At 38.2% G+C, this 13226-nt stretch carries 9 protein-coding genes; 5 read left to right on the top strand and 4 right to left on the bottom strand.

The features are described 5' to 3' along the window. Positions 1 to 25 precede the first annotated feature (25 nt). The gene (locus M23134_RS05000) at positions 26 to 2128 is read left to right on the top strand and encodes a 7TM diverse intracellular signaling domain-containing protein (protein ID WP_002694335.1); all 2103 of its coding nucleotides are present in this window, start codon (positions 26 to 28) and stop codon (positions 2126 to 2128) included. A gap of 4 nt (positions 2129 to 2132) precedes the next feature. Here M23134_RS05000 and M23134_RS05005 read toward each other — a convergent pair whose 3' ends face one another. Beyond that, on the bottom strand, positions 2133 to 2798 hold the full coding sequence (locus M23134_RS05005) for a hypothetical protein (protein WP_002694336.1): 666 nt from the start codon (positions 2796 to 2798) through the stop codon (positions 2133 to 2135). 120 nt (positions 2799 to 2918) lie between these two features. Further along, positions 2919 to 5171 (bottom strand): M1 family metallopeptidase, encoded by a 2253-nt coding sequence (locus M23134_RS05010; RefSeq protein WP_002694337.1) that lies wholly within the window; start codon positions 5169 to 5171, stop codon positions 2919 to 2921. A gap of 306 nt (positions 5172 to 5477) precedes the next feature. On the opposite strand from M23134_RS05010, the gene M23134_RS05015 reads away from it, so the two are divergent. Then, complete coding sequence (locus M23134_RS05015) at positions 5478 to 5945, top strand: hypothetical protein (RefSeq protein ID WP_002694338.1); 468 nt, start codon at positions 5478 to 5480, stop codon at positions 5943 to 5945. Between the two features lie 117 nt (positions 5946 to 6062). Here the strand turns inward: M23134_RS05015 and M23134_RS05020 are convergent, their stop codons facing one another. Beyond that, positions 6063 to 7463 (bottom strand): SusD/RagB family nutrient-binding outer membrane lipoprotein, encoded by a 1401-nt coding sequence (locus tag M23134_RS05020; RefSeq protein WP_002694339.1) that lies wholly within the window; start codon positions 7461 to 7463, stop codon positions 6063 to 6065. 93 nt (positions 7464 to 7556) lie between these two features. Beyond that, positions 7557 to 10766, bottom strand: coding sequence for a SusC/RagA family TonB-linked outer membrane protein (locus M23134_RS05025; RefSeq protein WP_002694341.1), 3210 nt, complete (start codon positions 10764 to 10766; stop codon positions 7557 to 7559). Between the two features lie 1017 nt (positions 10767 to 11783). Here M23134_RS05025 and M23134_RS05030 point away from each other — a divergent pair. From M23134_RS05030 to M23134_RS05040, 3 genes are read left to right on the top strand one after another with little or no spacing between them, the layout of a single operon-like run. Beyond that, positions 11784 to 12251 (top strand): hypothetical protein, encoded by a 468-nt coding sequence (locus tag M23134_RS05030; protein ID WP_045113017.1) that lies wholly within the window; start codon positions 11784 to 11786, stop codon positions 12249 to 12251. 25 nt (positions 12252 to 12276) lie between these two features. After that, complete coding sequence (locus tag M23134_RS05035) at positions 12277 to 12720, top strand: hypothetical protein (RefSeq protein WP_002694344.1); 444 nt, start codon at positions 12277 to 12279, stop codon at positions 12718 to 12720. Between the two features lie 28 nt (positions 12721 to 12748). After that, a complete protein-coding gene (locus M23134_RS05040) occupies positions 12749 to 13213 on the top strand; it encodes a hypothetical protein (RefSeq protein ID WP_045113018.1) in 465 nt (154 codons plus the stop codon). Positions 13214 to 13226: the final 13 nt, after the last annotated feature.

The raw sequence follows: 13226 nt of genomic DNA on the forward strand, positions 1-13226 counted from the left end.
GTGTTGTTATTTATACAATTAATTTATGAGATTTTTAATCTTTATCTCTTTGTGTGTATGCATCTCGTTCAATAATTTTGCACAGTTTATTCCTGAAGAGCAACTACTATCAGTGAGTAAAAAAATGATGGTTTTAGAAGACAATACTGGAACATTCACCATTAATGATATTGTAAAGCCTTCTTCTCAGCAGAAATTTCAATCTTTTCGTAAAAAAATATTTAGTCACCCTGTATCTAAATCTGCTTTTTGGTTTAAAATTACCATAGAAAATAAATCGAACAAAGATGTTTGGCTAAGCATAGCAGATACTCGCTTAAAATATATTGATTTTTATACTCCTAAAACCGACGGTACTTATTCCCCCCCTTTGTTGTTAGGAGCCAGTCGCCCACAGCAAAATAAGGTGTTTCCTTCTGCATTTTATTGTGTTCCTATTCGTCAACATCTTTCTCCTCAAACATATTATTTAAGAGTTAAAGGAAGCCTCAACCTATTACTTCCTTTTGAGGTTGGTACCACTCAGAGTTTGATTAAAAAGTTTGACACTTACGACCAAATCCTAAATATTTTTATAGGCTTGGTATTGTCTATGTTAGTTTATAATCTATTTCTGTTTTTTGCTACTCATGATAGGCTCTATCTTATTTATGTGAGTTACCTTGCCATGGTGTTTTTGGTGACACCTTTTAGCAATGGTCAAGCCATGTTTTTTTATAGCTGGTTTTGGGACAACTTTCTGGTATGGCAAAGCCCTTTGTTTTGGACGATTACCTTATTTGTAGATCTTTATTTAAACCTTAGACAGCATGCGCTCCAACTAAAGCGTTGGCTTTGGGCACTTACCGTATGTTTAGGGGTGTTTTTCCCTTTGCTTAACCTGATAGGAATACACATGGCTTATTACCTTAGGTTTTTTCAACTGATGGTATTAGTTTATTCTTTTAGTTTGCTTATATGTGGTGTGTACCTTTGGCGTAAGGGGCATAAAAATGCTCGGTTTTATATTTTGGGGTGGAGTTCGGTGATCATTGCTTCTTTTGTTTATTTATTTACATCAAACGGATTATTGCCACTTAATACATTTACCCGACAATCACTTTACTTTGGTTTTGGCTTAGAGGCATTGATGTTTTCGTTGGCGTTGGGTGACCGGTTAAATATACTCAAGAAAGAAAAAGATGCTGCTTTGGCGCAAAACCTGTCGTTGGTGACCAACCAAAAAGAGGTTTTGGAGAACAAAGTAAAAGAGCGTACCTGGGAAATTCAAGAACAAAAAGAAGAAATGGAAGCGCAAAATCAAATGATGAAAGAAACCCATAAAGCGCTTAAAGAAGCTTACCAGGAAATAAACAAAAAGAATCAAAACTTGTTAGCTTCTATCAATTACGCTCAAACCATTCAGAATGCTTTATTGTCTTTACGCAAGGGGGTAGTAAATGCATTGGGAGCCGATAATTTTTTCATTTTGTTCAAACCCCGCGATATTGTTTCAGGAGACTTTCATTATATAGAAGTTTTGGAGAGCGAGCAATTGTTGCTTGCTGCGATTGATTGTACCGGGCACGGCATACCAGGGGCATTTATGTCTATGATTGGGTACGAGGTGATGACTGAAATAGTGAAAATAAGAAGGGAAACCAAGCCCAATGCAATACTAGAGTTGTTGCACCGCTATATTGCCAGTGTACTTAAACAGTCGGAAACTAATAACAGGGACGGTATGGATGTGGCTTTAGTAGTGATAGACAAACAAAAGCACATAATGGAGTTTGCTGGAGCTAAAAACCCTTTGGTGTATATCCAAAACGAACAATTGACCCTTATTAAAGGAGACAAACGTAGCATAGGAGGGCAAGTGAGACAACGTAAGGAGTTTAAATGCCATCAAGTAGACATTAGTACGCCCACTATTTTTTATTTATTTTCTGATGGTTATCAAGACCAGTTTGGGGGCGAAGAAAATAAAAAGTTTATGTTGGCAAGGCTGAAGAGCTTATTGATGAACGTACATTTGAAAAGAATGGAGGAGCAGCAAAAAATACTAAATACGACCTTAGAAGACTGGATGCAACAAGGGAACGAAACACAAATAGACGATGTGTTGGTAGTAGGGGTGAGGGTATAGGTATTTATAGCGTAGCTTTTACTACTAAGTTTGCTTGATCAGGTTGCCAGGCAGGAAATAATGCATATTGAATTTTAGATTTTGATTTACGAACTATATCCAGCAAATCAAGGAAATGATGGTCATTTTGGGTTTTAGCTAAAATACCCTTGCCGTGCAGACTTGTACTGTATTCCTTTTGTAGGTTGGGCAAATCCTTCGAAAGTTTGTTAGCCTTATGAATGTAAGGCAGTAAAGTACTTAGGTTTTTTAAATACCAGTTTTCTTTGAGCCACAACTCAAACTTATCCCCCGTTTTATTAATGACCAACTTAATGGCATTATCAGGCACTTGAGTATCATATCGGTTTTCGAGGTAAAGTAAATTCAACAATACATGAAAAGTTTTGCGTTTTACTTTTTTATGCTCTTCTGAGGTTTCCAATAATTGGTCCCACACCCCTAGTATATTTATAACAGTTTCACTGGTTTTTACTCCCTGGTAGGTATATAGTGCCTCCATAGTATCGAGGCTCTTGTGTGATATATTGCCAAGGTACTCATCACTGTATTGGGCGATGTCTTCGAAAGCATCCAGCGATGTAATGAGGTTTAACGCTAAAAGAATGTTAATCTCATCACCACTATTGAAGAGTGATAATATTTTTTCTGCTTGTCTTTTTGTGATCATTACCTATAGAAACGAATAAATACAAAAAAAGTGCTGTTCAATCTGTTGAACAGCACCATAAGCCTTTGTGTAAGTACTTTGTTTGCTTAAGCATACTCAAGCAAACAAAGCCTGAGAATATTACTCTTGAGAGCCTTTTTTCTCTTTCATTTTCTTAAAACCTGACTTACTCATTTCTGCACGAGGAAAAGTATTATTTTTAGTATCAATGTCAGCAGTTTCTCCATTAGGGTCTACTACAAACTTCACTACTTCTTTTTTAGTCATCAATACCTTAGACACTTTTACCGGGTCTTTTTTCCAGATTTCTGCAGGTATTTTTACGTTTTGTTGGCTTCCATCCTTATACTGCATTTTTACAATAATTGGCATCAGCAAACCACCCTTGTTTTTAAAGTCTAATTGATAAAAGAAGCTGTTAGGGCTTATTGCCTCCTTATCACCTTTGTTGAGTGTTAAGCCACGTCGTTTGACAATCGCAGTAATGTTCTTGATTTGGTCTTGAGTATAAAATGTGGGCTTAAATACCATCTTACTTGCCACGGTTTTGTTTTTATCGCTTTCTACCTGGAACAATTTCACACCTTCGAGCGAAATATCACAAGGTTCGGTAGAATAAAACCAACCTCTCCAGAACCAATCTAAGTCAACCCCAGAGGCATCTTCCATAGTACGGAAAAAATCGGCAGGCTGTGGGTGTTTAAACATCCACTTTTGTGAATACTCACGAAAAGCATAATCAAACAGTTCTGGCCCCATAATGGTGTTGCGTAAGATGTTCAACGCAGTGGCAGGTTTGCTGTAAGCGTTAGGCCCAAAGTAAGGAATCGACTCAGAGTTACTCATGATAGGTACCATTTTCTTAGGGTCAATACGCATGTAGCGGATAATATTTTTTGGGTTGCGTGAACCTTCAGGGAAGCCGTTTTTCTTGTATACATCTGGTGCCCACGAAAGTGATTGAATTTCACGTTCGGCAAGTGTTTGTACAAAAGAGTTAAGCCCTTCATCCATCCATGTCCATTGTCTTTCATCAGAGTTTACAATCATTGGAAAGAAGTTGTGGCCCACTTCGTGAATAATTACCCCAAACATACCATTGCGCATACGTGCACTAGTGACTCCTTGAGCGTTAGGACGACCGTAGTTAAAACAAATCATAGGGTACTCCATACCGTTTGATGCTTCTACTGAAATGGCTACTGGGTAAGGGTAGTCAAAAGTATACTTAGAGTAAACTTTAAGTGTATGTGCTACAATATGGGTAGAGTAGTTGCCCCACAGTGGGTTAGCCTCTTTAGGGTAGTAAGACATAGCCCATACATTTTTACCTCCTACATTTACGCCCATAGCGTCCCAGATTAGCTTTCGTGAACTGGTAAATGCGAAATCACGAACATTTTTAGCCTTAAATACCCAAGTCTTGGTTTGAGTACTTTTGGTCTTTTCTTTAGCTTCGGCTTCTTTTTGAGTTACAATTACTACAGGGTTTTTAGCATTTTTAGCTTTTTCCCAACGTTTGATCTGCTCAGAAGACAATACTTTTTTGGCATTTTGTAGCTCTCCAGTTGCGCCTACAATATGGTCGGCAGGCACAGTAAGTGCCACTTCATAGTCGCCAAAAGTCAAAGCAAACTCACCACGTCCTAAAAATTGTTTATTTTGCCAACCGTTTACGTCATCGTACACACACATACGAGGAAACCATTGCGCTATAGCGTATACATTGTTGCCATCTTTAGGGAAGTGCTCATAACCACCACGGCCACCAATTTTTAAGCGTTCGCGAATTTTGTTTTTCCAATCTAGTGAAAATGTAAACGAACCACCTTTGGCTTTGATAGGCTGAGGTAACTCAAGGCGCATCATAGTACCATTGATGGTATACTTCAGTTTTTTGCCACTTTTATCTTTTACATTAGAAATGGTATACCCATAGTCATCTTTGGTAAGTGATACCCAGCGAAAAAGCCTTTGTACACTACCATTGCTTTTGGTAAGCTTCATTGGGTTTGCCTTTTGTGCAGTAGCATCCCCGGCAAAGCGATTTTGATCGAGTTGTATCCATAAATACCGCAATGGAATGGGGGCATTGTTGTAGTAGGTGATGGTTTCCGATCCGGTAATTACATTCTTTGCTTCATCTAAGGTAGCCTTAATTTTATAGTCAGCCTTTTGTTGCCAATAGTTTGGTCCTGGCGATCCATCTCCTGTACGATATACATTAGGAGTGGGGAGTTCCTGACCTAACTGAGCAAATTTAGAACTTACATATTTGGGGAGAGGAGCTTCTCGGTCAGAGGTCGATGGCTTTTTCTGAGCCAAAGCACTTATCGTTATACAGGATAGTAATAGTAATAGTAGTTTTTTCATATGGGTAAATATTAAAAATGAATAGGTTTTCTTATGATAAGAACCAGGTTGTCTAAACAAATTTAGCCAGAAAAGGGAGAATTATTAGGTGTATCAAGACTTTTTTAACATTTTGTTTATTTAAAAGTCTTGATTGCAAATTATTATAGTTCAATATTTGGCTTGAGTGGCCGTTGAGTATGTACAAATTGTAGGCTAGTTTTGTGTGTTTCCTTATGTTTTTATAGATTATTGCCCTTATATATTTATAAAAGCTTGAATAGTACAAAACTATAAAAGTGAATAACCCTAATCCACGTATATTTTATGGTAAAAACATTTGTGTTAATTTTTTATATGGCCTTAAACATTGTTCCTTCCAGAGTAAAACAGTTTAAGATTGAAGTGAAAAATCCTGCCAATCAAATAGAAAAAATTCAGTTGAATTTTACCCGTAACAAAAAGCAATGGCAGGTAATAGCCAGCCATAAACCACAAGATACATTATATTTTCGTTTCGACAAAGCCCGGTACTGTTATATCAGAGAAGGCAGCAACGGCAAAGAGAGCAAGGCAGATCTATTGACTAAAGTAGAGATTAAACGCAATCATAGAAGATGGCGCAAAGTTTCCAGGGTAGAGTTTGTACCCAAACAAGGCAAGTATAATGATCGGAAGTCGGGACTTGTATTTGCTATTAGCCGCAAAAAAAGGCGAAAAAAATTGATTGAAGTTGATAGAACCAGTGCCCCCGAAATGAGCAAAGCAATGCCTGATATGTTACTAAGTTGGTAATATTGTGCCTTGATGGGGTAAAAAAGCAAAAGCAGCTCCTTTTTGGGGAGCTGCTTTCTGTTGATAAGGGCTGACTTATGAGACAACCTCTTTTTTATGGTTGTATATGGTTTGTGTTTAATCTTCGGTTTGATCATCCCACCAAACACCTGCATTGACTGTTACATTAGGAACATTTGCTGCGTTATTGCTCAACTCCCCGGTAGGGTAGGGGAATCTTCGTGGTGCAGGTCCTGCAGTATTAGTAAGTGTAGGAATACCAGTACGACGATAGTCGTTGTATGCCTCGATAGGTTGGAACAACCAGAATGAAATGTACTTCTGCGTAATAATTTCGTTCAGGGTTACATTTGCAGGAGAAACGTTTGCTTGTGCCAGATAAGTAGTAATATCGGCAGTAGGCACTCCTTGACGTGTCATAGTAGCAGTCACTGCAGCTTGATAAGCAGTATTGGCCGCAGCTTGATTACCTAACCTTAAATTTGCCTCTGCCTCTATAAACTTCATTTCATCAAAAGTAAACAATTGTAAAGGTGCGGTTGCATTTACTATTGCACTTGAAGCTCTAGAGTATAAATTACCTGATTGATCATTTTGGGCTGAACCATTGGGAGCGTAAGACCTGATGCCCCCTTTTATAGTATCTACCATCATTGTCAGTCTAGGATCATTTAGCCCAGTAAGTAAGTTGCCAAATGTATTACTTACTGCATGATGACTTCTATCGTTTGACTCTTGGTACCAAGGGTGCTCTCCTGTAGGCGCTGTAGTAAAGCTTGTAAAAATACAGTTGTCACCAGCGTCACTATAGGCATTACCAATGGCATTCAGTGCATTGGTAGCTGAACCAGCAGGATCTACTTTACTCAACCTATTATACAAACGTGCTTTCAACGCCCAGGCAGTTTTAGTCCACTTAGTTACATCTCCGCCATAAAGCATATCATCACCAGTAGGTTTAATAACAGACGTCTTTGCCAAATCAGCAATTGCTTCATCCAAAATTGATTGCAATGCAGTATAAATATCTTGTTGATTGTCATACTTTGGTGTAGTGTTCTCAGAGCCTTTGATAGCTTCTGAGTAAGGAACTCTACCCCAAAGATCGGTAGCAATACTAAGGTTATATGCCTTCAAGATTTTTGCAATACCAGTATAGTGAGCATTACCTGCTTCAGTAGACTGTTTGATTAATATCTCAATATCAGTCAATGCACCTGCATAAAGCGCATTCCAGGAATTATTACCAATAGTGGCGTTTATCCCAGTACGTTTATCACCTTGTTCTGGCTGCCCATGAACCCCCGTGGTGTGCTCTACAAAAACAGAACTAAACCAAGCCAGGTCAGTTCCCGATATCGAAAATACAGTACTGGTAATAATACTTGTTAATAGCATATTATCAGGTACCGCAGTTGGGTTATTAGGGTTTGTATCTATTTTGTCTAACACATCGTCGGTACAAGCCGATGTAAAAGCAAAGAGTGCAAGAAATATATATATGAATGCTTTTCTCATGATCTTATTATAAAGTTTTGAAGTGGATTAAAATGAACTTTGTTAGCCCCATTTTATAGGGGAGTAACAAAGTTCTGGATACACTTTATGAACTTAGAATGTAGTTTTTAAGCTTACACCATAGCTTTTGGTTTGAGGAAGAGATACATACTCTAAGCCTTGACCATTGATAGCCCCTCCTAAGTTGGTTTCAGGGTCGAACCCTGGATAATTGGTAAATAACAATAGGTTACGACCTATCACCGATAAAGACAAGGTGTTTAACTTTAGTCTCTTCAACCAAGCTGAGGGGAATTGGTAGGTAAGCGCAACCTCTCTTAATCTTACAAAACCCGCGTCAAATACGTGAGCCTCATCGATATTGCTTAATACATTTACCCAGTAAGTTTGATTACGCGCTATAGAAATGTTGTTGTTAGGCAAGTTTGTATATACAGGGTTACCACTGGCATCTACTTCTCCGTTCCAAGATACTGCATCAGGCACTACATAACTTGTAGACTCACGATCTTCAGTTTCCTCGGTTTGTCCGTATAACCTAGCCAAACGAGTGTTTCCTGAGTATGCTTGTCCACCTTTTCGCCAGTCTATCTGGGTGGTCAAAGTAAAACCTTTGAATGAGAAGCTATTAGTAATCGCCATGGTAAAATCAGGCTGAACATTACCTATTACCTTAGGGTTAGGATCAGCTATAGGCATACCATAAGTAGCATTTGTGTTGGCATCGCCTCTGCCATCTACCACTACACGTCCTTGATCATCTCTTTGATAACCCACTCCAAACAAAGATGGGTAAGTTCTTCCGGCAAAGGCACGAGAACTAGGCGTAGTAAACCCTGCCAAGAATATATTGGCTACTCCCTCTTCTAAACGAATTACGCGGTTAGAAAACGATGTAAAGTTTACCCCTAGGTTCCAACCAAAACCACCTTGTTTGGCTGGTTGGATAATTTGTGCATTTACGGCAAGTTCATGCCCTTTTGTTTCTACCTCACCAGCATTGCGTGTTTCGCTGGTAAAACCAGTAGAACCAGGAACGGGTACACTAAATATCTGGTCAGTAGTATTATTTACATAATAGCTATAATCAAGACTAATTCTGTTGTTTAAGAACTTCAATTCTGTACCTACTTCATAAGTTACTGTGTTTTGAGGTCTTAAATTTTCATTTCTGATAATATTGCTTTGGGTAAATCCAACCTGACCATTGAAAGGGTATGCAATACCATCTGTTAAGAAACCACTATTCGGATTACCTTGTATAAAAATGTTAGTAGTAGAGTATGGAGCTGTTCCTGAACCTACTTGAGCGTAATTCAAGCGAATTTTACCAAAAGTTAAAATATTTTGAGGCACTTCAAATGTTTCGGTAAATGCCCAACTTACACCTACAGATGGATAGAAAAATCTACGATTATTTCTTGCAAGATAAGATACATAGTCTTGACGACCAGAAGCAGTCAGGAACAGGGTGTTTCTCCATGATAATTCGAAGTTACTGAAGAAACCAACCACCCGCTGTGCAGTACTTATTTCAGTAGTTACTTGATTGCTGGTATTTGACATATTGCGGAAGCCGCCAATAGTAATACCTGTACCTACTACGCTCAATGACTGTGTGCGGATATCATAAAACTCGTTACCTAGCAACAAACTTGCACTGAAGTCTTTACCAAAGTTTTGGTTCAATATCAAGGTCAAATTTGAGTTTACCTGACGACTAGTAAAGGTGTAGTCTTGAATTTGTCCACCTGACGGAATAGTTGTTCTTCCACCAGTACCTCCAGAGCCAAGTTCGTATACTTCTTTGCCACCCGTAACGTAAAAATCATTCCCTAAACGATAATTTACTGTAAGCCACTTCAAGGGCTTATAGGTTAGTTGAACATTACCAAAAGCTCTACGGTTGGTCTCGTCAAATTGATTGTTTGCTAAAGACCATCTTGGGTTATCCATTGCTCCACGGTAGTGAATTTGCTTGTAAGGGTTTCCATCTTCTGCATAAGGAGTACCCCATAAATCATAAGAGCTTGGTGCCCAATAGGTAGTAAACAAGGGGTTAGATAAATTACTACCGCCCGCTACTTTATCAATCAAAAGGTCAGAGAAGTTCAGCGAAGCCTCTACTTTTAGGTTAGTAGTTAGTTGGTAACCACCCGCTACTTTACCGTTGATTCTACGCATGCCAGTAGTTGGAAGAATACCTTCTTGCTTGGTGTAACCAAATCCTACTGCATAGTGTCCCTTGGCAGTAGCAGCAGATGCCGATACCCCCAAGTTATATGTTCCACCTGTTTGGAATAGTGGCGAAACATTATCGTAAGCTTGCCCTGTTACTTCTTGCCCCACATTATTAATGTAGGTAGTGCCGTTTCCAGTAGCATTAGGGTTTACATTAGGGTCGCCAAGTTGAGAAATTTTTGGCCCCCAAGACAGTGACGTTCCAGGGTTAAACGTCCTGGCACTTCCTTGTGCATACGTTTTTTGTGCCTTGGGCAAGCGAGTTACCCGATCCCAGGTATAACCAGTATTAAGCGTAATGTTGGTTCTTCCTTTTTTAGCATTTTTACCACTTTTGGTGGTAATTAAAACTACCCCATTAGAAGCTCTTAATCCATAAAGAGCAGAAGCTGCTCCCCCTTTTAGAATACTTACAGATTCAATGTCATTGGGGTTGATGTCTAAAGAACGACTTGATCCATCTGTACCACTTACACCCGGTGTAAAGTCAGAAGTACTTGAAATGGGTACCCCATCTACTACAAATAGAGGTTGATTGTTACCAGTTAAAGAAGAATTACCCCGAACAGTAATTAAAGAAGATGCACCAGGCATACCACTGGTTTGTCGTAGCTGTACACCGGCCGCCTTACCTTGTAGCGCATTAGACAAGTTTGGGTTATCAACCGCAGTGATTGCGTCTGCTTTTACCTCTTGTACTGCATAACTCAAGGCTTTTTTCTCTTTCTTAATACCAAAGGCTGTCACTACTACCTGAGCCAATGCTCCTTCTTCCTGAAGAACAACATCGATGCTTGTTTGTGCACCTACCACTATTTCCTGAGTTTGCATTCCTACAAATGAAAATATGAGTGTAGCGTTAGATGGAACATCAGCTAATGTATAGGTTCCATCGTTATTGGTGGCGGTTCCTTGCGTAGTACCTTTAATTAAAATTGTTACGCCTGGTAGACCTCCACCTTCTTTGTCTTTTACTGTTCCAGAAACAGTAATACTTTGTGAAAAGACATAGGTTGTTAGCCCCACCATGAAAAATAGGGTGAGTAAAAGTTTACTTTTCATAAGTAATTGCTTAATTTATTTTACCATAATACACTTAATGTGTTGAGGTGAGCATTATTCTTCTATTCAGCTTATTTGTAATGATGTCCTTTTCTGCCCATTAGGACTACAAATAATGCTGTTATAGTTTGGGTAATGCTCTATTTATCAACTCATTAGATACTTAACCATGCTGGTTGGCTTGGATAAAGTTCTTCTGAAGTTTTTCTTGAAAAAATTATAGAGAGTATGCCTGGTCCTTTAAATCTTCACAGTGGATGTACTGCAAGACAACCTTTTTGATAAAATGAAAATCAAGAAAGTTTTAAGGAGAGATATGAAGTACTATACTTCATGTAAAAAGATGTGAAGTAGTTTTTTTACATATAGATCAGATTTGATGATACCATAATAAACCATAATGTATTGTAGGTTTCCCAAACTATAGTTTTGTATATGCCATATTGTAATAATTGTCTGCCCAACATTATTACTGCATAGATAAATTATTATTTAGGTAACTTTAATACTTAGTAGATAGCTAAATGATTAGCTTCCCCTATCTTGACATGCCTTTTTTTTCAAAACATATAAAAAAACATTGGCTTGATCTTTTGTGATTTGCCAAGGCATGCCACTTCTTTTGCGAAATACAGCATAATGAAAAGCGTAAATTGCAGTGATGTAAAGGTTACAGCAATGCTGGCCACCTCTATAAAAAATCAAAGAATCCTTCTATTTGTCTTGTTATCAGTGTTTTATAATAGTAGAAGAGCACGTAGCAATACCGTGGGGAGGTCAACGCTTTGGTCATTGATGGACATGGAAACTGGCGTAAAGTTTTTAGAGTAGAGTTTATACAAAAAAATAGGTATAATGATCTAAAATTAAGACTTATATCCGCTATTAGCCGTAAAAGGAGGCAAGAAGTTGGTGAAACCACCGAAATGAGTAAAGCAATGCCTGATACGTTACTGAGCAAGCAATACGCTTTATGATAACCTTGATAGGCAACTTATAAATTCAAATCTTACAATTATGATTCAAATCTTTGTATTCATTTTTTACATGGCGCTCAACTTAGTGCCTGCCAAAACTACCCAGTTTAAGATGGAAATGCACAACCCTGACAATGACAAAGAGGTAGTAGTGCTGGAGTTTAAACAGCAAAAAGATCAATGGGCAGTAGTGCCTAGTCATAAGCCTGATGATGTACTATTTTTCCGGTTTGATAAACAACAGCATTGTTATGTCAAAGATGGGATAAAAGGTAAGGAAGAAAAGGTAGACTTGTTGAACAAAATGCACATTGTCCCTAATCATAAAAAATGGAAAAAAGTGACAAAAGTTGTTTTTGACTTAAAGAAAGAACAGGAGGGAAGCCCTCGTCATTTGGTTTTTATGGTGGCTAAAGATGGAAAGAAGAAACGCATTATTTCTATTGACAAAAAGGCTGTACCTGATATGAGTAAAGCAATGCCTGAAATGCATTTGACTTGGAAATAGTTTACAGAATCAAATATTTACCACGATGGATATAGTAAATGTAACGTTATTTTATATACTGCTTAGCCTTGTACCTGTAGACAAAAATCAGTTTCAGATAAGCACCAAGGAGCCTGAAAGCAAAACTGAGGTGACTATTAATTTTATCCGATCTTTGGACAAGTGGCAAGCGGTAAAAAGTACTGAAAAAGAAGGGTTGTCGATTTATTTTAAAGATAAAACGGCTTACATTAAAACACTTGGGAGTGACTCTTATGCCAAGATTGATTGGCTTGAAAAAGCAAAAGTAGTGACTAACCACAAAAAATGGAGCAAGGTGACTAAAGTAACAGTAAAGCAAATAGCAACTAAGCCTTTTATCTTTAGTGTAACAAAAGAAGGGAAAAACAGGCGAGTAATTAAGTTGAAGGCAACTCATCACCCTGAGGTATCCCAAAAAACACCTGTAGTACATGTAAGCTGGAAATAATTTACGAACTTTTAAAATATATACTTCTATGGACATGACATTTGTAATGTTGTTTTATATACTTACCAGCATAGTACCTGCCAACAAAAAGGACTTTCAGGTAACAGCTGCTCACCCCGAGAATAAAACAGAAACCATCATTCTTAGCTTTACCCGCTCATCAAATGAGTGGAGAGTAGTACCAAGTAATCAAAAAGATGAAGACATGTTTTTTTATTTCAAGGGTAAAATTGCCTATATCAAGCCTTCTGCCAGCGCTGCCTATGAGAAAGTGGATTTGTTGGAGCAACTGTTGATTGTGCCCAACCACAAAAAATGGAGTAAAGTAACAGAAGTGGCTTTTAAAGAAAAAGAGAGCGACCCCCGATCAGAGAGTTTGGTGTTTTTGGTGGTAAATAAAGGCAAAAACAAACGAATGGTGAAGATAGATAAGGCCAATCACCCAAAACTAACTGAGAAAGAGGCGCCCACCATGCATTTAAGTTGGAAATAAACAAATAAAACAA

The organism is Microscilla marina ATCC 23134 (assembly GCF_000169175.1).
Classification (GTDB): Bacteria; Bacteroidota; Bacteroidia; order Cytophagales; family Microscillaceae; genus Microscilla; species Microscilla marina.